General features: G+C 34.0%; 22 protein-coding genes. 20 read left to right on the top strand and 2 right to left on the bottom strand.

Annotated elements, in window-relative coordinates:
• Positions 1-14 precede the first annotated feature (14 nt).
• The 4 genes from NBE98_RS12405 to NBE98_RS12390 all read left to right on the top strand — a co-directional run bounded on the left by NBE98_RS12405 (position 15) and on the right by NBE98_RS12390 (position 4,481).
• The gene (locus NBE98_RS12405) at positions 15-1,361 is read left to right on the top strand and encodes a PTS transporter subunit EIIC (RefSeq protein ID WP_250815300.1); all 1,347 of its coding nucleotides are present in this window, start codon (positions 15-17) and stop codon (positions 1,359-1,361) included.
• 69 nt (positions 1,362-1,430) lie between these two features.
• Positions 1,431-2,519 (top strand): DUF871 domain-containing protein, encoded by a 1,089-nt coding sequence (locus NBE98_RS12400; protein WP_250815299.1) that lies wholly within the window; start codon positions 1,431-1,433, stop codon positions 2,517-2,519.
• 92 nt (positions 2,520-2,611) lie between these two features.
• Positions 2,612-3,523: an N-acetylmuramic acid 6-phosphate etherase gene (murQ, locus tag NBE98_RS12395; protein ID WP_250815298.1), complete on the top strand. Its 912-nt coding sequence runs from the start codon at positions 2,612-2,614 to the stop codon at positions 3,521-3,523.
• Between the two features lie 124 nt (positions 3,524-3,647).
• A complete protein-coding gene (locus tag NBE98_RS12390; RefSeq protein WP_250815297.1) occupies positions 3,648-4,481 on the top strand; it encodes a sulfurtransferase in 834 nt (277 codons plus the stop codon).
• A gap of 41 nt (positions 4,482-4,522) precedes the next feature.
• Here NBE98_RS12390 and NBE98_RS12385 read toward each other — a convergent pair whose 3' ends face one another.
• Complete coding sequence (locus tag NBE98_RS12385) at positions 4,523-5,080, bottom strand: hypothetical protein (RefSeq protein ID WP_250815296.1); 558 nt, start codon at positions 5,078-5,080, stop codon at positions 4,523-4,525.
• A gap of 210 nt (positions 5,081-5,290) precedes the next feature.
• Here NBE98_RS12385 and NBE98_RS12380 point away from each other — a divergent pair, with 210 nt between their 5' ends.
• From NBE98_RS12380 to NBE98_RS12310, 15 genes are all read left to right on the top strand, one after another.
• Positions 5,291-6,187 (top strand): HD domain-containing protein, encoded by an 897-nt coding sequence (locus NBE98_RS12380; RefSeq protein WP_250815295.1) that lies wholly within the window; start codon positions 5,291-5,293, stop codon positions 6,185-6,187.
• Between the two features lie 376 nt (positions 6,188-6,563).
• Positions 6,564-9,017, top strand: a complete 2,454-nt coding sequence (locus NBE98_RS12375) for a SpoIID/LytB domain-containing protein (RefSeq protein WP_250815294.1) — start codon at positions 6,564-6,566, stop codon at positions 9,015-9,017.
• A 735-nt stretch (positions 9,018-9,752) separates the two neighbouring features.
• On the top strand, positions 9,753-10,700 hold the full coding sequence (arcC, locus tag NBE98_RS12370) for a carbamate kinase (RefSeq protein ID WP_250815293.1): 948 nt from the start codon (positions 9,753-9,755) through the stop codon (positions 10,698-10,700).
• A 7-nt stretch (positions 10,701-10,707) separates the two neighbouring features.
• The gene (gene arcA / locus NBE98_RS12365; RefSeq protein ID WP_250817570.1) at positions 10,708-11,919 is read left to right on the top strand and encodes an arginine deiminase; all 1,212 of its coding nucleotides are present in this window, start codon (positions 10,708-10,710) and stop codon (positions 11,917-11,919) included.
• Between the two features lie 15 nt (positions 11,920-11,934).
• Entirely contained in the window at positions 11,935-12,933 is a 999-nt protein-coding gene (gene argF / locus NBE98_RS12360) for an ornithine carbamoyltransferase (RefSeq protein WP_250815292.1), read from the top strand.
• 156 nt (positions 12,934-13,089) lie between these two features.
• Complete coding sequence (locus NBE98_RS12355; protein WP_250815291.1) at positions 13,090-14,274, top strand: amidohydrolase; 1,185 nt, start codon at positions 13,090-13,092, stop codon at positions 14,272-14,274.
• 161 nt (positions 14,275-14,435) lie between these two features.
• Complete coding sequence (locus NBE98_RS12350) at positions 14,436-16,433, top strand: methyl-accepting chemotaxis protein (protein WP_250815290.1); 1,998 nt, start codon at positions 14,436-14,438, stop codon at positions 16,431-16,433.
• Positions 16,434-16,615: 182 nt separating this feature from the next.
• The gene (locus NBE98_RS12345) at positions 16,616-17,320 is read left to right on the top strand and encodes a response regulator transcription factor (RefSeq protein WP_250815289.1); all 705 of its coding nucleotides are present in this window, start codon (positions 16,616-16,618) and stop codon (positions 17,318-17,320) included.
• Positions 17,304-18,557, top strand: coding sequence for a HAMP domain-containing sensor histidine kinase (locus tag NBE98_RS12340; protein WP_250815288.1), 1,254 nt, complete (start codon positions 17,304-17,306; stop codon positions 18,555-18,557). The genes NBE98_RS12345 and NBE98_RS12340 overlap by 17 nt, the downstream gene beginning before the upstream one ends.
• Positions 18,558-18,652: 95 nt before the next feature.
• Complete coding sequence (locus NBE98_RS12335) at positions 18,653-19,336, top strand: ABC transporter ATP-binding protein (RefSeq protein ID WP_250815287.1); 684 nt, start codon at positions 18,653-18,655, stop codon at positions 19,334-19,336.
• On the top strand, positions 19,333-21,978 hold the full coding sequence (locus NBE98_RS12330) for an ABC transporter permease (protein ID WP_250815286.1): 2,646 nt from the start codon (positions 19,333-19,335) through the stop codon (positions 21,976-21,978). The genes NBE98_RS12335 and NBE98_RS12330 overlap by 4 nt, the downstream gene beginning before the upstream one ends.
• A 169-nt stretch (positions 21,979-22,147) precedes the next feature.
• The gene (locus NBE98_RS12325; RefSeq protein ID WP_250815285.1) at positions 22,148-22,375 is read left to right on the top strand and encodes a hypothetical protein; all 228 of its coding nucleotides are present in this window, start codon (positions 22,148-22,150) and stop codon (positions 22,373-22,375) included.
• Between the two features lie 46 nt (positions 22,376-22,421).
• Entirely contained in the window at positions 22,422-23,069 is a 648-nt protein-coding gene (locus tag NBE98_RS12320) for a YidC/Oxa1 family membrane protein insertase (RefSeq protein WP_250815284.1), read from the top strand.
• Positions 23,070-23,228: 159 nt separating this feature from the next.
• On the top strand, positions 23,229-24,884 hold the full coding sequence (locus tag NBE98_RS12315) for a hypothetical protein (protein ID WP_250815283.1): 1,656 nt from the start codon (positions 23,229-23,231) through the stop codon (positions 24,882-24,884).
• Between the two features lie 111 nt (positions 24,885-24,995).
• The gene (locus NBE98_RS12310; RefSeq protein WP_250815282.1) at positions 24,996-25,382 is read left to right on the top strand and encodes a DUF2500 domain-containing protein; all 387 of its coding nucleotides are present in this window, start codon (positions 24,996-24,998) and stop codon (positions 25,380-25,382) included.
• Positions 25,383-25,438: 56 nt separating this feature from the next.
• Here the strand turns inward: NBE98_RS12310 and NBE98_RS12305 are convergent, their stop codons facing one another.
• Positions 25,439-25,675 carry a DUF3243 domain-containing protein gene (locus NBE98_RS12305; protein WP_250817569.1) on the bottom strand — a complete coding sequence of 79 codons (237 nt, stop codon included), beginning with the start codon at positions 25,673-25,675 and terminating at the stop codon, positions 25,439-25,441.
• Between the two features lie 161 nt (positions 25,676-25,836).
• On the opposite strand from NBE98_RS12305, the gene NBE98_RS12300 reads away from it, so the two are divergent.
• A complete protein-coding gene (locus tag NBE98_RS12300; RefSeq protein ID WP_250815281.1) occupies positions 25,837-26,655 on the top strand; it encodes a MerR family transcriptional regulator in 819 nt (272 codons plus the stop codon).
• Positions 26,656-26,664: the final 9 nt, after the last annotated feature.

Raw genomic sequence — 26,664 nt, 5'->3', positions numbered from 1 at the left:
TAGGAGGAATCATAATGGCTAATTCAAATCAACCAAAGGCTATAGCTGAGGCATTGCTTGCAAAGCTTGGCGGAAAAGATAATCTTGCATCCGTTGCTTACTGTATGACTAGACTTAGAGTAATTGTTAAAGACTCAAGTGCAGTTGACAAGGACGGAATAAAGAAAGTAGAAGGTGTTATGGGCCTTGTTGAACAAGGTGGACAACTCCAGATAATACTTGGACCAGGAAGAGTTACGAAGGTTGCTAATGAAGTAGGCGCGATTACTGGACTTAAGATAGGAGAGGTTGACGAAGCTGCAGTTAGAAAAGAAGAAATTAAGGCTAAGAACAATACTCCATTTAAGAATCTTTTAAAGAAGATATCAAGCATATTTATACCATTAATTCCAGCATTCATAGGTTGTGGTCTTGTTACAGGAATTTTAAATATTTTAGTAAAGTTTGATGCTGGTTTTGCTGCTACTCCAACTGCAAAGATACTTGTTATAATAGGTAACTCAGTATTCTGGGGATTAAATCTATTTGTAGGTGTTAATGCTGCTAAGGAATTTGGTGGTTCACCAATGCTTGGTGGTGCAATGGCTGCAATAATTACTCACCCTAACCTAGCTGGTGTAACTCTATTTGGAAAAGCATTAGTACCAGGTAGAGGTGGTATCATAGCTGTTTTACTAGTTGTTGCATTTAGCAGCTGGCTAGAGAAAAAAGTAAGAAAGTTTGTTCCAGAAATGTTAGACTTATTCCTCACTCCATTACTAGTTGTTTTAATAGCTGGTTTTGCAGCACTAATAGTTCTACAACCATTAGGAGGACTTATTTCTGATTCAATAGGAACTGCTGTTAAAGCTGTTATAGGTACTGGTGGAGCAGTAACTGGATTTATACTTGCAGGAACCTTCCTTCCATTAGTTATGACAGGCTTACACCAAGGTTTAACTCCAATACATGCTGATCTTATAAAGACTACAGGCATGACTATGCTTCTTCCAATACTTGCTATGGCAGGTGCCGGCCAAGTTGGTGCTTCTATAGCTGTATATGTTAAGACAAAGAGCCACAGACTAAAGAAGACAATAGCTTCAGCTCTTCCAGTAGGAATACTTGGAGTTGGAGAACCATTAATATACGGGGTTACACTTCCGCTTGGAAAACCATTTATAGGAGCTTGTATAGGTGGAGCATTCGGAGGAGCAGTTATGGCTGCAATGGCTATTGGTGCTAAGAGTATGGGACTTTCAGGAATTCCACTTGCACTATTAGTTAACAAGCCATTAGGCTACTTAATAGGCATAATAGTAGCATATGTAGCTGGATTTGCTGCTACTTATGTATTAGGCTTTGAAGATCCACAAGAGTAATAGAATACAGTGGGGGATAGCAATTGCTATCCCTTATTTTATAGACAGATATAAGAAAGGAAGGATAGTATGGCTAAAGGCATATCAGTTTTTGTTGGCATGAATTATTCATTAGAAGAAAACAAACAATTTATTATAAAGGCTAAGGAGTATGGCTATTCCGGAGTTTTTACTTCCCTTCATATTCCTGAAGCAAATTATGAAAAGGCTGTAGAAGAATTTAAAGAGTTAGCGAGATTGTGCGGCAGTCTTGATATGAACATAATTGCAGATATTTCACCAAGGGCCTTTACTTATCTTGGTGCAGATATGAATAATCTAAAGGTTCTAAAGGATATGGGTATATACGGGGTTAGAGTTGATTTTGGATTTACTCCTGAGGAAATTGCTTCCTTTACAAGAAACCAGTATGGCTTAAAGGTTGAGATAAACGCCAGTACAGTATCCAAGAAATTCTTCAAAGAACTTGATAAATATAGTCCAGATTATAATATGCTTCAAGCCTGCCATAATTACTATCCAAGGCTTAATAGTGGTATATCTCTAGAGACCTTTAATAAAAAGAATGAGATGTTAAAAAGCTATGGATTAAAAGTTTCTGCCTTTGTACCTTCTTTAATAAATAAAAGAGGTCCTATTTTTGAGGGACTTCCTACCTTGGAGATACACAGATTTTTAGAACCGAAGGTATCAGCTCAAGAATTATTTATGCTGGGTATGGATTCGGTATTTTTTGGAGATAGTATTCCAACTGGTAAAGAATTAAAAAGTGTAGGAGTTCTTTCAGAGGAAATTATTGAGCTTAGAGTAGAATTATTTGAACCATGCTCTGTTGAAAGGAGTATTATTTTTAAAGAATGTCATGTTAATAGGCCTGATGCTGCAGAGGATGTTGTAAGATCAACAGACTCTAGAGAAACCCTAAGAAAAGAAGATATAATAAACCCTTTTAATAATATTGATAGAAAAGTAGGATATATAACTATAGATAACAAAGACTATTTGAGATACTGCGGTGAACTTCAAATATGTAAGAAGAACCTGCCTATGGATAAAAGAGTAAATGTAGTTGGCAAGGTTATAGAAGAGGACTTATGCTTACTTAAATATATAGAGGACGAGACAAAATTTAAATTTATAGAAAATAATATGAAATAAATTTTTATGAATTGGTTGAAAAAAATGAAAAAGTATTTTATAATTTTATTATCAAATTACTTGGAGGTGAAGGCTGCTTAAGCAGCTTGATTATGAAGGTTGAAAATTTAGCAAAGCTTGTTACAGAGGGAAGAAATCCAAATACAATGAATATAGATAGTGTTAGCACTTTAGAAATGATTAAAATGATAAACGAAGAGGACAAAAAGGTTGCTTTAGCTGTTGAGGGAGCAGCAGAAAGTATTGCAAAGGCTGTAGACTTAATTGCTGATAGACTGGCTGAAGGCGGAAGGCTTATATACATTGGAGCAGGAACTAGTGGAAGACTAGGAATATTGGATGCTTCAGAGTGTCCTCCAACCTATGGAGTTTCTCACGAATTAGTGCAAGGAATTATTGCTGGAGGCTATACAGCTATATTCAAGGCTGTTGAAGGTGCTGAGGACGATATGGAGCTTGCCAAGGAGGATCTAAAAGAAGCAAGCCTGACAGCTAAGGATGTTGTTTGCGGAGTAGCTGCATCAGGAAGAACACCTTATGTTATAGGTGGTATGAACTATGCCAAGGAAATAGGTGCTGGAGTAATCTGCGTTACTATGAATCCTGGAAGTGAGATGGCTAAGATTGCGGACACTCCTATATCTGTAGTAGTAGGACCAGAGGTGATTATGGGTTCCTCAAGAATGAAAGCAGGTACAGCTCAAAAATTAGTTCTAAACATGCTTTCAACTGGAGCCATGATTAAGCTTGGTAAGGTATACGGAAATCTTATGGTTGATGTTAAAGCTTCCAACGAAAAGCTTTATGCTAGAGCGAAAAGAATAACTATGATGGCTACAGAGGAGCCTGAAGAAGTTGTTAAAAAGGTTCTTGATGAAACAGACCAAAATGTTAAGCTAAGTATACTCATGATTAAGACAGGACTTAGTAAAGAGGCTGCAGAAAAGCTTCTGGAAGAAAATAATGGCTATGTACAAAAAGCAATAGAGGCGGCTCAAAAATAATAACAGAATAAAAAGTTAAAAAGTTAAAAAGTTAACTTTTTAACTTTTTTTTGTATATTGGCATTTGTATATTTATATAAATATAGTATATTATAACTATATCAATTTGACGAGGAGAGATACTGTGAGCAATTTTGTTACACCAAGTTGGCTGCATGAGCATCTTGAGGATAAGAATATAATTATAGTAGACTGTAGAGCAGACCTTTTAGATAGGGAATACGGAAAGGGAAAATATGAGGAGGGTCATATAAAGGGAGCCTTCTTTATAGATGTTAAAAAGGATTTAGCTGCAGAAGCAAAGGAGCATGGCGGAAGAAGCCCTCTGCCTGAATTTGAAGTTCTAAAGGAAAAGCTTGAGAGTATAGGTATAAGCAATGATAAGATTATCGTAGCTTATGATGAAGTGCTGCTTGCTGGGGCAGAAAGATTTTGGTGGATGCTTAAATTTATTGGGCATGAAAGGGTTTATATTTTAAATGGTGGAATAAATGCTTGGATAGAAGCCGGATATTCATTAGTAAAGGATATTCCAAGTGCTGAAAGAGGAAACTTTATTCTAGGTCCAAAAGAAGATATTAGGACTGATATGCATTATGTTAAAAACAACCTAGGAAATAATAAGCTTATAGTTATAGATTCAAGAGCACCTGAAAGATATAAAGGAGAAGTTGAACCAATAGATCCTAAGGCTGGGCACATTCCTGGAGCAAAAAATTATCACTGGAAGGATGTCCTAGATAAAAAGGGAGGCTTTAAGCCAAAGAAAGAGCTTGAGAAAATATTTAAGGACTTAAAAAAATATGAGGAAATTATTCTTCAATGTGGCTCAGGTATAGATGCCTGCGGTAACTTTGTAGCTATGGATGAAATTGGATTTAAGCCAAAGCTTTATGTAGGCAGCTGGAGCGATTGGGTTAGCTATGAAGATAATCCAGTAGCAACAGGAAATGAATAAAAAACTGCAGTTTAGCCATATGGGCTAGACTGCAGTTTTTCTTATTTTCTTATTTTGTATGAACTAACTACAAGTTCTCCAATCTTATTTTTTAGATTATCTTTTATACTATAAAGCGCATTGTAGTAAGCAGAAGGGGTTAAAGAAAAATTAATTAACTGATGTGGTATGGTAGTGTTTTTTATATAGTTCTTAAAGGCTTCATAGTTATTCTCAAAATATTCTAAAATTCCATAAAGATTAATTAATTCAACAAAGGATAAGGTAATATTTCCGGATATTTGAAGCGCGTGAACACAGCAGGTATTGTTTTTGAAGGCTTCAACTGTTCCACGTACATGATTGTAGTTATTTTTCATGTCTAGAGTATGCTTTTCAAGCTTTTTTGCTAAGGAATTTAAACAATCTTTATCTAATTGTTCGAGATAAGAATTTTCTTTCTCAGCTAAATGATTTTTTGCAATAGAAACTAAAAAATTTATAAAATGAACTGTTTCTTCATTGTTTTTGTCTGGCATAAAGTTGCAAAAACAAAGTTTTAATTCTTTATCTCTTAGGTTTTGGAAAAAACTAATTTCTCTTACACTTTTAATAACCATAATATATCCCCCTTTTTAATCAATTATTAGGACTGCAGATATAATAATTTCCTTAATATACTTTATGCTGTGTAAACCGTTACATATTATATTTCTACAGAAATAAATTAAATCCTTTTTTTAACAATGAAAATATTGCTTAGGATAAAAAGATTCACTAAGAAAAAAATAAATTGAGGATGAGTTGTTTTGTTGGAAAGGTGGGATTAGATGAAAACAAAATTTGTTAAGGATATTAAAACTAGTAATAACATAGAAGGCAGTTTTATGATTATGAAAAAACTTGCAGTGGAAGGGAAGAATTTAATTGCCTATATAGGTGACAAAACTGGAGATATTAAAGCTTATATACCAATAGAGAGTGAGGAATTAAAAGTTGGAAATGTTATTCATATAAAAGCTTCTTATGGGGTTAATCTCCAAGTTATTAAATATAAAAAGGAAAAGTATTACGATCTAGATGATTTTTTGCCAGCTATAAGCAAGCCTCTTGATGAAATCATGAAAGAGCTCGAACAAATATCCGAAGAAGAATTTAAAAGTGAAGAATGCAGGACTTTAAATGATTATTTTTTTAAGAATGAAAGCTTTATTGAAAAGTTTAAAAGAGGCATTGGAGGCTTGAATCAGCACCATAACTATATAGGCGGACTAGCTGAACATACCCTTAATGTAACATATATGACTAAGGTTATGGCTTATAGATATGATTGCAGGCATAAGGATATTGCTATTCTTGCTGCAAAGCTTCATGATATTGGGAAAGTTGAGGAATACAGTGTTAATGGACCCTTTTCAGTATCATTACGAGGTGAAATGGAAGGTCATATAGTTATTGGAATTACTATGCTTGAGGAGGCATTTAAAGATGGAGGAGACACTTACAGTGAGGATTTTAAGCATAGAATTAAAGGATGTGTTGTTCAACATCATGGGAAGGTTGAGTATGGTTCCCCTAAAGCACCAAATAGTGAAGAGGCTTATATAGTTCATTACGCTGATTTTATTGATGCAACTATGAATAAGATAGGACAGGTAAAGGACTTAACAGAGCCTGGACAATGGTCTGAATATGACAGGAGAATCGGAACAAGACTTTATGTTTAATAATTTTGTATTATAAAAAAAATCAAAAAAATAACTTAAAAACTAGAATTTATTATGAAAATAAGCGGTTCATTAATATGTTACCTTTAATTAACAAATTATTAATATGTGCATGTTATTATTATATCAAGAAGTTAGATCCCCCTTAGAGATAATTTCTTGAAACATACTTGATGCTAGATTTTAATCTAGCATCTTTTTTTATCCTCAAAAGTGAAAATTTAGTGCAAAAAATAAATTCATATACGCAGGAAAATATTGAAATAATATTACAATTAATGTAAAATTATTATTGTAAACGATTCATATTGTTTAAAGGGCGTAAGGGTTCATAACCTTTGCGTACTAAGAAGAAATACAAGGGGGAATTTTGTTAATGATGAGATTTAAAAAACTCACTGCACTGCTTGTTGGGGTAAGCATTATTTTCGGTGCAGCACCAAGCTTTGTAAAAGCAGATGCGCCGATAGAAGTATCTACTCAAGCCTTTAGCAAGGAAAAGATTATGAGCAAGGATACTGCAAACAAAATTTTGGATTTAGAGCTAAAGGGAAAGGTAACTTTAGCGAGCGACTATTCTGTATATCAATTTAAGAATGGAAGCGTTTTGAAAAAGTCTTTAAGTGACGTTATGGTAGGAGCAGAAAATATAACTGTTTACTACAACAATGATGGACAAGTTAGTCATATCTTTATTGATGGAGATACTCCTATTAAAGATATGAGAGTAGGAATAATGAATAGTGGCTTTGCTTCATTAGAACATAGTAGTCTAGATTTTAAATCATCAGATGGATTTAATTTAGTTGATAAGAAGGCTAATATTACGAAAGAAATTTCAGCTAATACTGTAATCACTATATCTAGAGATGGTGAGGAAATAAAGGTTGTTGACGCAGGGACTGAAATATATAGAACTAAAAACAGACTATATGCTTTGCCTAAAAATACTGATACTTCAACAATTCAAATAACTACCTTTAAAAGAGGCTACGGTAACCCAATTTATAGGGGAGAGTTCGAAATAACTCCTTCACTAACTGCAGGAAAGATAAACTTAATAAACGAAGTTGAGATGGAAAACTATCTTTATCAGGTAGTTCCAAGTGAAATGCCAGCAAGTTTTGGTATTGAAGCCCTAAAAGCTCAAGCAGTGGCAGCAAGAACCTATGCTTTAGGTGATTACTTTAGCAATAGATATTCAGCAAGAGGGTTCTTTGTAGATGATAGTACACTAAGCCAAGTTTATAATAACAGCGCAGAAAACACACTAACAAATCAAGCTGTAAATGAAACGAAAGGCAAGGTAATGAAGAGCAATGGTGCTCTTGTGGATGCAAGATATTATTCAACCTCTGGAGGTTACGGAGCAGGGAGACATGAAGTTTGGTCGGATGCAGGGGCTGCCACAATGCCGGGAACTCCGGTGCCTTATCTACAAGCAAAAAGCTATACATATGATCCAGCTGATAATACTAAGATGCTAAATATAAACACTGCTGATGAAAATGAGCTTAATGCTTTCTATAAGAACTTATCGTACACAGGCTATGACTCTGAGTCCTTATATTTCAGATGGAAGGTAGGACTTACTAAAGAGCAGTTTGAAAAGACTGTTAGCAAGAATATACTCTTAAGATATTCAGCTGATCCTAACTTTATATTAACAAAAGATACAAATGGAAGCTTTGTAAGTAGGCCTATTCCAGCAGAAGGTATAGGAACTTTAAATAATATGTTTATTGCTAAGCGCGGTGCTGGTGGAAATGCAATTGAGCTAGTTATTGAAGGAAGTACAGGAACATATAAGATAATAAAAGAATATAATATTAGATTTACAATAAGACCTAATAGAACTGATACTGGGGCTGCAACAGATATACTTGCGTATAGAGCAAAGGGTGGTTCAAATGCTTATGACTCTACAGGAATTTTAAAAAATCCTAGCATATTATACTCAGCATTCTTTACTTTCGATATGGAAAAAGCTGCCGATGGGCAACTTACAGGAGTCACTTTCTATGGTGGTGGTAATGGTCATGGAGTAGGTATGAGCCAATATGGTGCATCTGCTTTAGGTGCAAAAGGTTGGTCTTTCGACAAAATATTAACCTCCTATTATTCAAATATGGATTTGGTTGATATGAATGCCGGACTTGTAGCACCATCAAGCAATTCATTAAAAATGCTTGCAGATTATGCAGCTACAATACTTAACTCAGCAGTTGAAGGAATAGAAGCAGGACAACATAGGCCAGGCTCAAAGAACATATTTAAAGCTGTCATTGATAAGACTATTGAAATATCAAACAAGGCTGATGCTTCAGAAAGCGAGCTTCAAGCTGCAGCTAAGGACCTGCTAAATGCTATTAGCGTATTTAATACTTCAATTGTAACAGAGGAGGAAGCTATACAGTTTGCAAAAGAAAAAGCAGCAATAGATGCTATTGACGCTCTCCCAGCTGTTGAAGACTTAAAACTTTCAGATGAACCAGCAATTATAGTTGCCAGGGAACTAGTCACTGCTGCAAACAAGGATGCTAACATAACAAATTTAAATAAGTTAGTTGCCTTAGAGCAAAAACTTGCTTATCTAAAAAAGATACAGGAAGCTAAAGAGCAAGCAGCTATTTTAGCTATAGATTCTTTGTCATATATAAAGAAAGTAAAGCTTAAGGATGAATGTGCTATTGTAGCTGCGAGAGCACTGGTTACGATAGCGAACAATGACGCTAATATAACCAATATAAACAGGCTAGTAGAACTTGAAAAAGAGCTTAAAGAACTGCAGATGAAAAAGGATAAAGACAACAAAAATCATGAAAAATAAAATAACAATAGAAAAGACTTTAGCTTAGAGCTAAAGTCTTTTTTATTGTTAATAATTAATTAGTAAAGCCTAGCAGCTTCCACCACCGTTTGGATTGTAAACATCAAAGAAATCGCCAAAAACACCTTTTTTGTAAATTATTTTAACACCGTCAAATACAAAACTTATGTCTTTTTCTGCTACAAATTTGATACCATCTATTTCTTGAACGTCATCATTATCTGTTTGTTCATCCAGAACAACACCAAAGGTTGGACCGCCTCAGCCAAAGCCTTTTATAGCAAGTCTTACTGCATTTTTGTTTCTTTTTTCAAGATTAGCTCGTAAAGCTTCCTTTGCATCATTTTCTATAAGAATATTCACAAAAATCCCTCCTAAAATCCATCCTACCCTATGGGGGTATTGCATATTAATATTATATTCCCCTAAGTATAGTATGTCAATTGTTTTGAGAAAAAGACCTTGAAAATTAAGTAAAAAATTTTATTAAATTTTATTCACAAATTACATGTATTTATGCATTATACATTTTTTATGCATAAAAAGCTTTATATAAAGATGTCAAATATTAATATATTAAAAAAATATTATAGATAAAATATATAATATTACACGTTAATACTTATACATTTTTACTTAATATGCAACTATTGACAACAATAACCTGCAAAGGTACTATTAAAATGAATTTACAAAATTGTCAGAATTAATAAAACTTTAGTAGGGGGAATTTATATGAAGATAGTGTTGGCTTTAGGGGGAAACGCACTACAAGCTGATCCAAAAGACGCAAGTTCGGAATCTCAGCTTAAGACTTGTAAGCATACGGCAGAATCTATAGTAGATCTTATTGAAGAAGGACATACTGTTGCAATAGTCCATGGGAATGGACCCCAGGTTGGTCAAATTTTAAGCTCTGTAGAAGCAGGACACAAAGCAAACAAATCAAATGTATTATTCCCTTTTGATGTGTGCGGCTCATTTTCTCAGGGTTATATAGGCTATCACCTTCAAAATGCAATATCAGGAGAACTTAAGAAAAGGAACATAAACAAAAGTGTTGGTACAGTTGTAACCCAAGTTGTTGTAGATAAAAATGATGGAGGATTCCAAAACCCTACTAAACCTATTGGGTCTTTCCATACAAAAGAGGAGGCTGAAATTTTAGCTGAAGAAAAAGGTTACACAATGAAGGAAGATGCAGGAAGAGGATATAGAAGAGTTGTGGCATCACCAAAACCCATTGATGTTATAGAAAAAAGCATTATAAAAGAATTAGTCGAAAATGGCACAGTTACAATATCCTGCGGTGGTGGAGGAATACCTGTAATAACAGAAGAGGGAGAAGTTAGAGGGGTACCCGCTGTGATAGACAAGGATTTTGCAGCTGAGAAGCTGGCTGAAATACTTGATGCAGATGCTCTAGTTATTTTAACTGCTGTTGATAAGGTAGCGGTTAATTTTAATAAACCAGACCAAAAAGATTTAGAAGTTATGACTTTGGAAGAAGTAGAAAGATATATACAAGAAAAGCAGTTTGCACCTGGAAGCATGCTGCCTAAGGTTGAAGCCTGCAAGAAGTTTGTACAATTTGATGAAAATAAGCTTGCTATTATAGCATCCCTCTCGAAAGCAAAGGAAGCTTTAAGGGGTGTTTCCGGCACAAGGATAGTAGCGAAATAATAAGGAGATAGCGATGGAAAGAAAAATCAAAGTCTATTCTGAAATAGGCAATCTCAAAACAGTACTTCTTCACAGGCCCGGGGCGGAAATAGAAAATTTAATTCCAGAGCATTTAGCAAGACTTTTATTTGATGATATACCTTTCTTAAGAGTTGCTAGAACTGAACATGATAATTTTTCAAAGGTGCTTTCAGATAATGGTGTGGAAGTTTTATATATAGAAAACTTAGCTGCTCAGGCGGTTAAGGATAAAGAAACTAGAGAGAGTTTTCTAGATGAGGTTATAGCTGAAAGTGAAATTAAGGACGAAAATATAGCTGGAACCTTAAAGAACTATTTAAGGGCTCTGCCTGAAAAAGAGATGATAGATAACATAATTGCAGGCATTAGAAACAAGGAAATAGGGTTGAGCGAGGATAATAATGAGTATCCATTTATAATGGAGCCTATGCCTAATCTGTATTTTACTAGAGACCCTTTTGCTTCTATAGGTAGAGGGATCACCTTAAACTCAATGAAAAATCACATAAGACATAGGGAAACTATTTTTGCTAAGTATGTTTTTAAATATCATCAAGAATTTAAAAATTCTGATATTCCTCTTTGGTATAACAGAAACGAAAAGTTTAGCATTGAAGGTGGAGACGAGCTCATCTTTTCTGATGAGGTTATAGCAATTGGAAATAGTGAAAGAACAAGCACTGAGGCTATAATGAGAACGGCTAAAAATATCTTCGAGGCACGGGAAACCTTTAAAACAGTTTTGATGTTTAACATTCCTAAGTCTAGAGCCTTTATGCACCTTGATACTGTATTTACAATGATAGATTACGATAAATTTACAGTTCATCAAGGCATAGAAGGAAACTTGCAAGTAAGTGCAATAACTTATGATTATAAAAATAAAGCTCTTAAGGTTACTCATGAAGAAGACAGCCTTGAGAGAATATTATCTAAATATCTAAATAGGGATATAACGCTTATACGATGTGGCGGCGGGGATAGGGTCATAGGTAGAAGAGAACAGTGGAATGACGGCTCTAATACTTTAGCTATATCACCAGGAAAAGTTATAACATATGAGAGAAATTACATAACAAATGAGATATTAGATAAGCATAATGTGAAGGTTATATCAATACCTTCAGGGGAACTTAGCAGGGGGAGAGGCGGTCCTAGATGCATGAGTCAGCCGCTATTTAGAGAAGATATTAAATAAGAGGGGGAAACCAATATGTATAATTTAAGGAATAAAAGCTTTTTAACCTTACTTGACTACTCGCCAAAGGAAATAGAATTTTTGCTTGATTTATCGGCAGAGCTGAAGAGAGCAAAGTATGCCGGAACAGAACAACAAAAGCTTAAAGGAAGAAATATTGCTTTACTATTTGAAAAAGATTCAACTAGAACAAGATGTGCTTTTGAAGTTGCAGCTTATGATCAAGGAGCACATGTTACTTATTTAGGTCCTTCAGGAAGCCAAATGGGTAAGAAGGAATCTATAGCTGATACAGCTAGAGTTTTAGGAAGAATGTATGATGGCATAGAATATAGAGGTTATTCTCAAAAAACAGTTGAAGACTTAGCAAAGTACTCAGGAGTGCCTGTATGGAATGGCTTGACCGATGCAGACCATCCAACTCAAGTGCTTGCTGACTTTTTAACTGCTCATGAACACTTAAAGAAACCTTATAATCAAATGGTATTTGTATATGCAGGAGATGGAAGAAATAATGTTGCAAATGCACTTTTAATAGGTGCTTCCAAGATGGGAATGGACTTTAGAATGGTTTCTCCGCAAAGTTTGTTCCCAGCTCAAGAGCTTTTAGATAAGTGTATGGCCGTTGCAGTGGAAACAGGTGCTAAAATAACCTGTACTGATAATATAGCAGAAGGAGTTAAAGGAGCTGACGTGATTTATACTGATGTTTGGGTATCTATGGGAGAACCAGATTCAGTTTGGGAAGAAAGAATAAATCTCTTAAAGCCTTACCAAGTAAATATGGAAATGATGAAGCTAACCGGTAATCCTGATGTAATATTCGAGCATTGTCTTCCAGCCTTCCATGATTTAAATACTACTGTAGGGTTAGATATCTACAAGAAATTTGGTTTGAAGGATATGGAAGTAACTGATGAAGTGTTTGAAAGCAAGCACTCAGTAGTGTTTGATGAAGCAGAAAACAGAATGCACACAATTAAAGCTGTTATGGTTGCAACCTTAGGATCATAGTTATACAATCCCTGGACTTTTGTTCAGGGATTTTTTATGTGCAAATTCAGTATGATACATGTTGATTATTGGAATAATATTTGAAGACATATTTTTAATGAATTCAGGTTACTAAAAGATTGTACTAGTAAGCTGAAAAATACAGGAGGGGCACTGATGCAGCATATTTTACTGAAAAATTGTCTTATAATAGACATGAATAATGGGAATACAAATAAGAAGGATATATTAATAGAGAACAGCAAAATAAAACAAATCGCTGAAAATATAGACTTTGAAGCAGAAAATATAAAAAGGATAGATGTTAAGGAAAACTATGTTATGCCAGGCATGGTAGATTGCCATACTCATATGGGAATAATCGAAGAATCTGTAGGTAAGCTTGGACTTGATAATAACGAGGCAGCTGACCCAGTAACTCCTCATGTAAGAGCATTGGATGCTGTCAATCCATTGGATGTTGCTTTTCTTGATGCTATTAAATGTGGTGTTACTACGGTAATGTGTACTCCTGGCAGCAATAATCCTATTGGTGGTCAAAACTTTGTAATGAAAACCTATGGACATATTATAGACAAAATGCTTGTTAAGAATCCATTAGGACTTAAGGTTGCATTTGGTGAAGACCCTATAAGCACTTACGGAACAAATAAAAAAACTCCAGTAACCAGAATGGGTGTAGCTGCGCTTATTAGGGAGACCTTTATGAAAGCTCAGGACTACATGTATAACAAGGAGCAGGGAAATATAAAAGAAAGAGACATCAAGCTTGAAGCTATCATACCTGTTTTAAAGGGAGATATGTACTTGAGAGCCCATGCCCACAGAGCCGATGATATGGTTACTGCTATAAGAGTGGCAGAAGAATTTAATATTAAAAAACTAGTTATAGAGCACGGTACAGAAGCCGGACTTATAATAGACTATCTGGCAGAAAAGAACGTTCCAATAGCTCTTGGACCAGTAATTACTCCAAGAATTAAGGTAGAGTTAAGGGAAAGAGATTACAGTTTAGCTATGCATTTAATTGAAAAGGGAATAAAGGTAGGGCTTACAACTGATCATCCGTACAATACAATAGATCAACTACGACCTGTTGCAATACTTACAGTATCTGAAGGGTTAAAAGCAATTGATGCATTAAAATGTATCACCATAAATGGTGCAGAAATCTTGGGCTGTGATGACAGAGTTGGTAAAATAGAAGAAGGTTATGATGCAGATTTAGTTGTTTTTGATAAGCATCCATTAGATATGATGGCAAGAACTATTTTTACAATAATTAATGGTGATATAGTTTATTTAAGTCAAAGACGTAAAGAAAAGATAGAAATAAAGTAAGAAGACAAACACTTGAGGAGAGATACCTTAGGTGTTTTTTAATAATTTCATTAGTAAGCATTAATTATAAACTATAAAAAATAAGTCGAAAAACTAAAGTTTTTGTAGAATAAAACGATATTTAAGGTATATTAAAAATGTTGTGATTATAGGGGGCAATTATGAGAAAAACAAAAACCTTACGAAATCAGATGTTAGTATTGCTTATTTTGGCTGTGTTAATGCCTGTTGCTGCACTTACGGGTTTTAATATGTACAGTACAAACAAAAACTTAAGGAATCAATTCGAAGATACAACAGCTGACAATGTAAATTGGATTGTAGAACTTATTAGGGAGACAAACAAAAGCAATGTTGAATCTATAAATATGCTTTCTCAAGATCCAAATGCACTTGCAATCTTTGAAGTGGATTCTTCCGGACAATGGCTGCAAAAGTCATTTGAATCCTTTATGTCTACCCACAAAGGAGTAGCAAGTGTTTTTTACGGGCTTAATGATGGTAAAACAATAATAGCACCAAGTCAGGATCTTACAGGCTTTGATCCAAGAACTAGACAATGGTATAAAAGCGCTGTCCAAGCAAATGGAAATACAATTATTACCGATCCCTATGAAGATGCTGTTCAAAAAGGAACTTATGTCATAACCTTTGCTAAGGCTGTTAAGGACGCAAAAAGTGGACAGATTTTAGGAGTAGTAGGAATAGATTTAAAACTATCTTCGACAGCCGATATTGTTAAAAATTTAAAAATTGGACAAGGTGGTTATGCAGCTATAGTAGATAAAACTGAAACGATTATAGCTCATAAAGATTCAAAACTTCTTGGTAAAACCTCAAAGGACCAGGAGTGGGTTACCAAGGTACTATCGAACAAGGATAATAAGGATAAAATATCTGTAGATGGAAACAGGTACATAACCTATGTTGCAGAGGAAAAGGATACTGGATGGAAAGTCATAGGTTTTATGCCTGAGCAGGAAGTGTTAAATAAAATAAATAGCAGTAGAAATATTGCTTTAATTATTTCAGCTGTATTTTTAATTTTGTCAGTACTAATAGGAACTATATTTGCGGGTTCAGTAACAAAACCAATAATAAAACTAACTGAGGTTTTAGGGAAAATTAGTAAGGGTGATTTCACTGTTGCCATAGACAATAAAAAAGGTATGAGTTATGAAATTGAAATTATAGCTAACGCAATAAATAAAATGGTCCAAGATATAGTATCTGTTATTAAGAATATATCTAACACCTCCATGAGTATAAAAAGTTCTTCAGAGGCGTTAGTTTCAATTACCCAACAATCAAATGCTGTTGGTGAAGAGGTCGCGAGGGCTGTTCAGCAGGTTTCAGCAGGCGCACAAGACCAAGCTGAAAGCCTTGATGAGAGTTCAGCGGTAGTTGGGGTGCTTGGAGAAGAGGTTATTAAGGCGATAGAAAACAGCAACGAAATGGTAGCCGTATCTCAAAATGTTAAGGTTTCTACTGAGGACGGAACCCATATAGTAGAAAATTTAAGAGATACTTTTACAGAAGCATTCAAGGCAAATAAAGAACTAGAACAGCAAATTAATGTTCTAGCTGATAACTCAAATAAGATTAGTGCCATAACTGATACTATTAAAGCTATAACAGAACAGACAAGTCTTCTTGCTTTAAATGCAAGTATTGAAGCTGCTAGAGCAGGAGAGGCTGGTAGGGGTTTTGCTGTAGTTGCAGACGAAGTTAGAAAGCTTGCGGAGCAGTCAGCTAGTTCTGCTGGAGATATTAACAAGGTTATTATTGATATTAAAAAGAGTGTCGATGCTGTGCTTGAAAGGGTTCAACTTTCAATAGCTCTAAATGAGAAGTCTGAGAAAAGCGTTATGCTTACAAACTCAAGCTTTGAGATAATAGAAGAGTCATCGAAGCTTTTAGAGGAAAATATCAAAAAAGTTAATGAGTCTCTTCAAGAAATAAACAGAAGCAAGGAAACTGTTGTTCAAAAAATAGCTGAGGTTGCAGCAGTAGCACAGGAAACAGCAGCAACAACAGAAGAGGTAAGTGCTTCTTCTGAGGAACAGTCAGCAGCATTACAAGAGGTTGTTGGTTCAGCAGAACAATTAAGTAATCTGGCTGAAAGTTTAGACGAGATTCTTAAGAAATTTACAATATAAATATTATAACTATAAGGCAGCCATGTTATTATGGCTGCTTTTGATTTTAGCTAAAAGCTATAGAGATAATTTCATTGAGGTCATAAGAAAGCTGTTCTAAGTAGGGAAACAGCTATTTATTCTTTTTAGGATTCTTATGTTAAAATATAAATTGAAATACTATACAAAAGGATGAATAGAAGATGTATAAAATTTTATTAGTAGAAGATGACAGCACTGTGGCCTACGGTCTTGAATTTACGCTTAAAAGTGAAGGATTCCAAGTAACTATTGCTGATAGATTGGATAAAGCAAAAAATGAATTTTACAAAGCAAGCTTTGACTTAATCTTGCTAGATGTAAAGCTTCCAGATGGCACAGGTTATGAGTTTTGTAAAAAGATAAGAGAAAGCTCTGATATCCCAATTGTTTTTTTAACAGCTTGTGATGAAGAGGTCAATATTGTTCTGGGACTTGATATGGGAGGAGATGACTACATAACAAAGCCTTTTAGAATTAGAGAGCTGATTTCAAGGGTTAAGGCTGTCTTAAGGCGGCAAACTAAAACAATTGAAAGCAGCGAAGTAGTTATAACTGGAGGTATAAAGATTCATTTGCTTCAAGGCAAGGTTACTAAGGGAGTTCAAGAAGTTGTGTTAACTTCACTAGAATATAAATTGTTATTAACTTTAGTTAAGCATCCAGGACAAGTACTTAGCAGAAGTACAATTTTAGAAAATCTATGGGATGTAGGAGGCGAATTTGTTGACGACAATACTCTATCGGTTTATATAAGAAGGCTCAGAGAAAAGCTTGAGGATAATCCTGCTGAACCAAAGTACATATTAACAGTTAGAGGTATGGGGTACAAATGGAAGGAAGGTGATAGGAATGAATTCACTTCTTAAAAATCCTGAGGTTAAGAGTATACTAATTAAGCTACTTGTATTACATATATTTTTTGTGCTTATAATATTTGTCTTTTCAAGCTATGAAACATCACAGCTTAAGAGAAGTATTGTGAATCAAAATGAAGCCTTAGTTGGCAGCATTCTCATGAAGCACCCTGAGCTTGAACGGGAGATTATTGGAATTGTAACAGGAAAAGCAACTCACCAGGAAATAGAAGCTGGTAGAATTGTTTTGAAACAGTATGGTTATACGGAGCTTATGTCTAATGCGTCGGAGCCAAGCCTGGAAGCTTTTTATAATAGTTTTAGGTTAAAAGCTTCAGGGACGATATTTTTGTTTTTAATTCCATTACTTATATTAATTCTAAAGGAATATAGCAAGGCATTTGGCAAGGTTAGAAAAATTTCTATGGCTGCTGAAAGGGTTATTGAAGGTGATTTTTCTGTAGCCTTGCCTGATGATAGGGAAGGCGATTTCGGAATACTTGGCCATAATTTTAATCTGATGGCAAACAGGCTGAAACTAAGTCTTGAAAGACTTAAGGAAGATAAGATATTTCTTAAAAACATTATTTCTGATATTTCACATCAATTAAAAACACCTCTTACTTCTCTTGTAATGTTTAATGATTTAATGCTTGAAGATATAAATATGGGAGAACAGCTTAGAGAGGATTTTTTAGAAAAGAGCAGGTCTCAGCTTAATAGAATGGAGTGGCTTATATTAAATCTTTTGAAAGTAGCCCGACTTGAAGCAGGAGCAATTGAATTTAAAAAAGAAAATATCCCTCTTATGAATTCAGTTAACAAAATGATAAATGTTCTTGGGAGTAAGGCAGAGGCTAAGGAGCAAAGGTTTATAGTAAAAGGAAGTACTGAAGATGTTAGGTTTAATGGAGATGAGGAATGGACTGCAGAAGCCTTGATAAATATAGCAAAGAACTCTATAGAGCATACAGAGAAAGGCGGAGAAATAACTGTTGAGCTTTCCGAAACACCGCTCTTTAGCAGCATTATTATACAAGATGATGGAGAAGGTATAGATAAAAAGGATTTGCCCCACATATTTGAAAGATTTTATAAGGGCAGCAGCACGGTTAAGACTGAAAGTATTGGTATAGGACTCGCTCTATCAAAGCTTATTGTAGAAGCACAAAATGGAAGCATTTCTGTCTACAGTGAAAAGATGAAAGGGACTAGGTTTGTTATCACCTTTTTAAAGGGAGTCATATAAACCTTACTAAATTGTAAGATAAAAATTCACCTCTCTGTAAGGTTGAAGGATTAAACTAAATATTGTAATTAGAAAGACTATGGGGAGGTTTATATATGGAGATTTTAAAAACAATAGACTTATGTAAAAGCTATGGCTCAGGCGATACTAAAGTTGAAGCGCTTAAGGAAGTTAATATATCAATAAATCAAGGGGAGTTTGTAGCAGTAGTAGGGGCTAGCGGCTCAGGAAAAAGCACTTTGCTGCATTTATTAGGCGGGGTGGATAAGCCATCAAATGGTAAGGCAATTATAGATGGTGAGGATATTTATACATTAAATGAAAAACAGTTAGCTGTATTTAGGAGGAGAAAAGTTGGGTTTGTATTTCAGTTTTATAACCTAATTCCTGTTTTGACTGCAGAAGAAAATATAACACTTCCTCTGCTTTTAGACAATAAGAAGGTTGATAAGGAGTACTTAGAGGATTTGATTAATATTTTAGGGCTTAAAGATAGAAGACATCATCTTCCCTCAGAGCTTTCAGGAGGGCAGCAGCAAAGAGTTTCTATAGGGAGAGCCCTTGCTTACAAGCCCTCTATAATTTTGGCTGACGAGCCTACAGGAAACCTGGACAGCAAAAATAGCAAGGAAATAATAGAACTTTTGAGGCTTTCAGTTAAAAAATATCACCAAACCCTTATTGTAATTACTCATGATTTGAATATTGCTACACAGGCAGATAGGATAATAAGCCTCGAAGATGGAAGGGTTAGTAAGGATGAGGTGATGAGAGCATGAAAAGCTACAGTGAGATTACATATAGATATTTAAAGCTACAGAAAAAGAGAAGTATATTGACTGTAGTTGGAATAGTGTTGTCTGTAGCTCTTTTGACTTCTATCTTCACTATGATGGTAAGTCTTAGAGATAAAATGATTAGGGATGCAATAAAAAATAATGGAGACTACCATGCTCGCTTTGTAAATATATCTGGAGACAAGGTTTATAAAATTGGAAATAACGTAGAAGTGAAAGAATATGGCGTAGCAGAAAGCGTGGGTACTGCTTTAATATATAAAGCTACGGAGCAGGATAGAAAAACTAACCCTGAAAAAATGCCTTATAACTATTTGACTATAAGCGGCTATGATGATGATGCTTTCAAGTCTCGTGGAATAAGCGCTATTGAAGGAAGGCTACCCAAAGCTGCAAATGAATTAGTATTAGACAGAAGTTCATTAATTGGCTTTGAAAATACACCTAAGATCGGGGATAAAATAAAGCTTGAGTTAGGAATAAGAAAGGATGGGGGCAGCGGTAAAATTATGCCGGAAAACTCCTGGAGCAGCAATGAGATATTTGAAAAAATTGATGAGAGGGAATTTAGTATTGTAGGTATAACAAATTCTAGAAGTATGTATGGACATGGCAGTACCTTTTATGGAGCTACCTATATGGATAGTGGATTTTTAAAGGACAAGGGAAACTACAATGTTTATATTAAGCTTAAATCTACAAAGGGTGCTTATGAAAAGCTTGAAAACATTGCTAAAGGGTCAGGATTATTAGTAACGAATAATGAAGGCAAGGGAATAGCGAAGTATAATATACAAACAAATCAAGAGCTATTAAAACTGTATGCTCAAAGCTTAAGTCCAACTGCTAATGAAGGTGCTCTACTAACTTTAATGTTTGTAATTGCTCTAATTGTAATAAGCACTGTTGCTGTAATATATAATGCTTTTCATATATCAGTACTTGAGAGGGTATCACAGTTTGGGGTACTAAGATGTACTGGCGCTTCTCCAAACCAAATAAGAAATATTGTGCTAAAAGAAGCAGGAATATTAAGTCTTATTGGAATACCACTTGGGCTTTTTAGCGGCATATTTGCTATGAAGGGTGTAATTAGCATAATAGGACGATTTAAGTATAATTTTTTTGAAGATATGCAAATAGTAGTCTCACCCCAAGTATTTATTCTTGGAGCCTTGCTTGGAATTGTTACGGTATATCTTTCAGCTTTTGGACCAGCAAGACAAGCTGGACGTGTATCAGCTCTGGAAGCTGTGAGAAATACAGGAAGCTTTAAGAAGGAAAATTTTAAAAAAATTAAAAAATCAAGGCTTGCGGGAGTCCTGTTTGGAGCAGAAGGTCAGCTTGCTTACAAGAATTTAAGAAGAAATAAAAAAAGATTTAGGATAACAATTTTCTCAATGGTTATAAGCATTGTACTTTACATTGTTTTTGGAAGCTTTGTTGATTTTATATTCAATATGAATGTTATACAAGACAGTAAAAATCCAGACTTTAGAGTTTATAAGTCCTCAAGAAAAGATGAAGGTATTGAAGAGGCTGTTTATACAGAACTAAAAAATTTGCCTGAGGTAGATAAAGTGTTTAAGCAAATGAATCAAAATCCAATCTTAGTAATGCCAAAGGAAAGTGTTAATCCTAAGTTGAACGAAAATAACTGGGGAAGTAAGCCTTATCCAATAGGTGATGAGGTTGGGCTGCTTAATAATAGTTTAATATGTTATGGAGATGAGGGACTAAAAGAAGTTAAAAAGTACCTTAAGGAAGGCAGCATAGATAAGGATGCTTTAAACAAGGAAAATGGAGTTATACTTATAAAGACAGGAAATATAAGAACTGGCGAATTCGATAAGGGAATGATGCTTGATGTTATAAATTCTAAGGTTGGAGACAAGATAAAGCTTTCATTAGATCATGAATTATTATCAAAAAGACAGGAAAAGGATATAAAATATAATGAAGTAAAGGTTATGGCTATTGCAGAAAAAGGGCTTTTTGGCGATGATTATAATCCAAATGGCGGTGTTATTCTAATAACTACAGAAGAAGTCTTTAAAGCTATCACGGGAATTGGAAATAATAGTACGCTTTTACTTACACTTAAACAAAATACAGATAAGCAGAGCGTAATAAATTATTTAGACAATTTAAAACAGAAGGATTATAGATACGGCTACAGTGATATGGTTGAGAGAGCTAGAGAAGAAAGAGAAAACTGGATTACTATAAGTATATTTCTCTATGGCTTTATAGGGGTAATAACTTTGATTGGCTGCCTAAACATAATAAACACCATTAGTACAAACTTAATTCTAAGAACAAGGGAGCTTTCAATGCTTAAGGCTGTTGGTATGGCAAAGACGGCTATAGAAAAAATGGTATGTCTTGAAGCAATTTTCTATGGGGCAATAGCAGCACTGTATGGAGGAATAGTAGGAACAGGCTTATCCTACATATTATTTAGATTTATGATGAATGTAAGAGAATTTGAGTTTTTTCTTCCTATTAAGCATATAATAACTGCAATGATAGGATCAATTCTAATAGCTTTAATATCGGGAATAATTCCCTTAAAAAAGATTAATAAAGGTAGTATAATTGACCATATAAGAATGGAAGAATAGTATTAGAGTACTTTATCAGAGAAGCCAGGACAAATTAATGCCCTATGGTGTTGCTGCTTTTCTGATGGAGTGCTCTTTACTTTTGCATGAATCAGTGATACAATTTATTAAGAGTTATATGATAACTCTTAATTAGGTAAAACATATCACTATATTGAGGGTAAGAATTATGAAATTTGATAGTCTAAGTATGCTTCATGTGATGATTTTGGTAGTATTCTTCGCTGGAATACTTTATACTGCTATAAATATTGCTAAAACTAATATAGTAAAATATCAATGCAGACAATTAAAAGGCATATATACCTGTGCTTTAGATTATTCAAGAACCCTAGTTAAAAAACAGTATGTATGCTTTGAAAAATATGATATTTGGCGGTATTGTGTGCATTTTTAATGGAAATGATGTTGATTGAATTATTTTAATAGTAAGGAGAGATAGAATGAACATCATTTCAAATGTATTAAGTTCAGCACTTAACTACTTTTTTAATATAACAGGGGATATAGGAATATCAATAATACTTCTAACTATAGCAGTAAGACTTCTTTTAATTCCGTTATCTATAAAACAGAAACTAGGTATGCAGGAACAACAAGAGATTTCTAAGGGGTTAGAAGAGATTAAGAAAAAATACAAAAACAATAAACAAAAACTAGAACTTGAAACTCAAAAGTACTACAAGGAAAATGCAAAAGGTATGCTTGGATGCTTTACTACAATCTTGCAGCTGCCAATAATTTTTACATTATATAATGTGATTTTAAGAATGCCAATACAGGCAGGTACTATACTTTTGCCATGGGTGGCTAGTGTTAAAATGGCAGATAGTTATTTTATAGTACCAGCTATATATGTACTTTCAATGCTTAGTCCAAATATGTTGGCTTATGTGCCTTTTTTAAGGGTATCAGCGCAAGCAAAGATAAGTAGAACTAATATTATAATAACAGCAGCTATGAGTGTATTAATAACACTAAAAACACCAGTTGCTTTAGGATTATACCTTATAACTACAAGTATATTTTCATTCATGGAAGAATTGTTTTTCAGGCTATATATAAAGAGAAGAGCTGCAGCTTTTAACTAAAGAGCTGTAGGTAAGTGTAATATAGAAGCAGCAGCTGCTGCTTCTTTTTTATGATTAAATGCAATATTGTAAAGAATTTGTGAAATTTAAGCCTGCCAATAGTCTATCTTTCTCCAACTAAAAATAAAACTAATTAAAAGGGTGTGCTGGAGGAAGAAAATGAAGGTTCTTAGACCGATGCTATTCGTAATTGTCTATCCAATATTGATATCAGCGATTTTTTTGGTATCAATGCTTTTAAGTAAACTAGGAAATTTGGTTTTTGGTATTATCAGTATGATTATTGGAATAGGATGTATTGTCTTTGGATTGATTATTTTTATAAAGGAAAAGAAGGAGAAATATAACTTATTAATTATCGGCGGTGTATTGATATCATGCATATACTTCATTCAATACAAGAACCTTCAAATATTAAAAGAAAACCCTAAAGCAGTAACGGTCTTTGATGCTGCTAAAGAGCGAATGACTGCTCAGAAAATGACAGATAAGTATAAAAGCATATTTAAGACCTTCAATTATAAGAATATTACAGTTTATTATCATCCAAGTCTGGAACCTGCATTAAAGCTTATAAAGATATATTTAATTCAGGCGGAGGAAGATACATCTAAAATTTTATCAGATACTACAGGCAACCCATTAACTATATATCTTGATTACGATGAAAACGTTTTTAGAAAACTAGAGCCTAATTTAGTTAATTCTCAAGGTTTTTATATAAGAGCAGAAAATAGAATTAATATATTAGTAAAAGATTGTTATGAGGATATATTATCGCTAGATATAAAAAGCACTGATTTTAAAGATACGTTCATGCATGAATATTGTCATTACAAGCTTAAGGAATTTATAGAGGCAAAAGGGATTACATTTGATAGAGTCCCAGCTTGGATTAATGAAGGTCTTGCATCCTATATAGGACTGGAGGGGGCAAGTCAAATCTATCAGCCTAAAACAATAATGCCTTTTAATCAGTTAATGGATCCCAAAGAATGGATGAGTCAGTCAAATAAAACCAAGGGAGAGGTTTATGTTCAAGCTCACTATGCTGTAAGCCAGCTTATCCTTTCTAGAGGGGAAGGAATAGTGGAAGAACTGCTTTTAAGTACAAAAGAACTGGCTTTTGAAGTTGCCTTCGAAAAAATTATTGGCTTAAATATTCAAGATTATCAAATAGAACTTAAAGAAGACATGAAAAATGGTTGGAGCAGGTATTACAGTATGATTCCTTTAAGCTACCCTAAGGACATTAGCAAGGACAAAATCAGCTGCCTTGAAGAATATATAAATATAAATCCATTTAAGGTGGAACCGCTATTTGATTTAAGCACTTTATACTCAGGTGTAGGAGATTATGAAAAAGCTAGACTTGTTCTTAATGATATTCTCCACAAGGAACCTGAAAATAGTACTGCTTGGAAAAGGCTAGCTTTTGTGTTGCAGAATTTAAACGATTTTGATGGAGCTCTAAAAGCTTATGAAAAGGAACTCAGTATTTCAAACGGCAGCTATGAAAGCTATATGAATATGGCACAGCTATTACTGCTGACTGATATTGATAAAGCTGCAAAAATGGCTGAAAGAGCAACCTGGTACAGGAATAGCAAGTATGTTTTGAAACAGGAAACTGAGATAAGGAAATTTATTGGGGCTATAAAGAATGGTACGCCTTATGAGGGGTGTTTGGAGCTTATAATAGGTGATAGTTTAGCTTCAGATAATTTAAAAAGGGCTATAGTTCAAAAGATTATGAAAGAATATCCAAATATCAAAAATAAAGCTAGAGAAGAGCTAGAGAGAATTCAGTTATAAATTATATTTATCAGACTTAATATATACTTTTTTTCTTTATTAAAAGGAATTATAGAACGGTTATAGAATATATTGGAATTAAGAATTATAGATGAAAGGAAGGACAATTTTATGAGCCCTTTTAATGCTTTTGACACCTTCATGTTTTCTTTTGGTCCTATTTTTATGGTTATAATATTTCTTATGGTAGTTGGAGGTTTTGTTTTTGTTATTTTTAATGGTATAAGGACTTGGAGTCATAATAATGCACAGCCTGTTTTGACAGTATGGGCAAAAGTTGTTTCTAAAAGAACAAGCGTATCAAGCCATGTTCATAACGATAATGGTACACATCATCATTCAAGTTCAACATTTTATTATGTAACCTTTGAAGTTGAGAGCGGAGATAGAATGGAACTTGCTGTAACTGGTCAAGAGTATGGAATGCTTGTAGAAGGAGATACAGGCAAGCTTACATTTCAAGGCACTAGATATAAGGGATTTACAAGAGAAAGATAAGAATAAATTAAATAGTTACTGGATAAGGAACTACTCTTAGGTAGCTCCTTTAATTTTTATTTATCAGCAATTTTTGCAATAATCTTGGCTAAAACTTTTCTGTCGTTTTCATCTGATGCATCCCACATTTCCTTTAAAAGCTTTTCTTCATCATTATGTGGATGAACATGATTTGAAAGATAAGTCCCAACCTTTTCTGCCATATTAGTTATTGTTTCATCCGACATTCCAACAGTTTCGCCGAGATCTACTGCTTTTCCAAGAGTTTTTTTCCAGTCATACCAATTTTCCATTATTCCCACAATAAGTGCCTCCTTATACTTTTATGTTTATATTATTTTATTTTTAGATAAATATATGTAAGCTTAAATTTTATTCGATATGATAAAATATATTATATAAATATGTAAATATATAAATTTAAGAAGCAAGCTTTGAAATGGGAAGTGATTATATGAAACCTAGAATATTGATAGGAGAAATGGCTAAGCTTCATAATATCTCAGCTCAAACCCTAAGATATTATGATAAGATAGATTTATTTAAACCTGGTTACATAGATGAAGAAAATAATTACAGATATTATGGCATTGAGCAGTTCGCTCATCTCGATTCTATTTTGTTTTTAAAAAAGCTTGGAGTACCTTTGAAGGATGTTAGAAAGTATTTTAATCAGAGGAATCTAACGTCCATGATACAAACACTTGAGCAAAATAAAATTATGATATTAAAAGAAATTGAACTTTTAAAGAAGCAGTATGATAGTATTGAAAACAAATTGAGTCTTATAGCTGAATACAGCAGAGGGGAAAGCTTCTACAAATGCAGGATTAAGAATATTCCTTTAAGGAAAATAGCTTATCTTGATTTTGAAGGCGGGGGCGATGAAGTTGGCTTTGAGTATGGCATAAAGGAACTTTCTTCATTGATTAAGGATGATTTAAGTCTTTTTAATGGAACTATTGGGTGTATTATTGGCATAGAAGAGCTTGAAAAGAAAAGATTCAATTACTTTAAATCAGTTGCTATTTTGTTTAGCGATGACAACTGGAGTAGTTTAAAGGATTACCCAGGAGGAGAGTTTGCAGTTGTAGCCTATAAAGGTAAATATGAGAAAGGTGAGGAAGCTTACAGAAGGCTTTTAAAATGGATTAGGGATAATGGCTATAAAATATCAGGAGAAGCTGTAGTGCTTGTAATTGCAGATTCAGCGTTTTCCAACATTGAAGAGGAGTATATAAATGAACTTCAGATTCCTATAAAAAAACCTTGACATTATAGT

The sequence above is a fragment of the Clostridium swellfunianum genome (assembly GCF_023656515.1).
GTDB classification, from domain to species: Bacteria; Bacillota; Clostridia; order Clostridiales; family Clostridiaceae; genus Clostridium_AT; species Clostridium_AT swellfunianum.
This window is presented reverse-complemented; position numbering and strand designations above follow the sequence as displayed.

What these genes read in the sequence shown, in the direction of transcription:
- NBE98_RS12340 (WP_250815288.1), top strand. Translation starts at nt 17,304, where the DNA reads ATGAATTCACTTCTTAAAAATCCTGAGGTTAAGAGTATACTAATTAAG.
- NBE98_RS12345 (WP_250815289.1), top strand. Translation starts at nt 16,616, where the DNA reads ATGTATAAAATTTTATTAGTAGAAGATGACAGCACTGTGGCCTACGGT.
- NBE98_RS12300 (WP_250815281.1), top strand. Translation starts at nt 25,837, where the DNA reads ATGAAACCTAGAATATTGATAGGAGAAATGGCTAAGCTTCATAATATC.
- NBE98_RS12310 (WP_250815282.1), top strand. Translation starts at nt 24,996, where the DNA reads ATGAGCCCTTTTAATGCTTTTGACACCTTCATGTTTTCTTTTGGTCCT.
- NBE98_RS12315 (WP_250815283.1), top strand. Translation starts at nt 23,229, where the DNA reads ATGAAGGTTCTTAGACCGATGCTATTCGTAATTGTCTATCCAATATTG.
- NBE98_RS12320 (WP_250815284.1), top strand. Translation starts at nt 22,422, where the DNA reads ATGAACATCATTTCAAATGTATTAAGTTCAGCACTTAACTACTTTTTT.
- NBE98_RS12350 (WP_250815290.1), top strand. Translation starts at nt 14,436, where the DNA reads ATGAGAAAAACAAAAACCTTACGAAATCAGATGTTAGTATTGCTTATT.
- NBE98_RS12380 (WP_250815295.1), top strand. Translation starts at nt 5,291, where the DNA reads ATGAAAACAAAATTTGTTAAGGATATTAAAACTAGTAATAACATAGAA.
- NBE98_RS12305 (WP_250817569.1), bottom strand. Translation starts at nt 25,675, where the DNA reads ATGGAAAATTGGTATGACTGGAAAAAAACTCTTGGAAAAGCAGTAGAT.
- NBE98_RS12325 (WP_250815285.1), top strand. Translation starts at nt 22,148, where the DNA reads ATGAAATTTGATAGTCTAAGTATGCTTCATGTGATGATTTTGGTAGTA.
- NBE98_RS12355 (WP_250815291.1), top strand. Translation starts at nt 13,090, where the DNA reads ATGCAGCATATTTTACTGAAAAATTGTCTTATAATAGACATGAATAAT.
- arcC (WP_250815293.1), top strand. Translation starts at nt 9,753, where the DNA reads ATGAAGATAGTGTTGGCTTTAGGGGGAAACGCACTACAAGCTGATCCA.
- NBE98_RS12375 (WP_250815294.1), top strand. Translation starts at nt 6,564, where the DNA reads ATGATGAGATTTAAAAAACTCACTGCACTGCTTGTTGGGGTAAGCATT.
- NBE98_RS12405 (WP_250815300.1), top strand. Translation starts at nt 15, where the DNA reads ATGGCTAATTCAAATCAACCAAAGGCTATAGCTGAGGCATTGCTTGCA.
- murQ (WP_250815298.1), top strand. Translation starts at nt 2,612, where the DNA reads ATGAAGGTTGAAAATTTAGCAAAGCTTGTTACAGAGGGAAGAAATCCA.
- NBE98_RS12330 (WP_250815286.1), top strand. Translation starts at nt 19,333, where the DNA reads ATGAAAAGCTACAGTGAGATTACATATAGATATTTAAAGCTACAGAAA.
- NBE98_RS12385 (WP_250815296.1), bottom strand. Translation starts at nt 5,080, where the DNA reads ATGGTTATTAAAAGTGTAAGAGAAATTAGTTTTTTCCAAAACCTAAGA.
- argF (WP_250815292.1), top strand. Translation starts at nt 11,935, where the DNA reads ATGTATAATTTAAGGAATAAAAGCTTTTTAACCTTACTTGACTACTCG.
- NBE98_RS12335 (WP_250815287.1), top strand. Translation starts at nt 18,653, where the DNA reads ATGGAGATTTTAAAAACAATAGACTTATGTAAAAGCTATGGCTCAGGC.
- NBE98_RS12400 (WP_250815299.1), top strand. Translation starts at nt 1,431, where the DNA reads ATGGCTAAAGGCATATCAGTTTTTGTTGGCATGAATTATTCATTAGAA.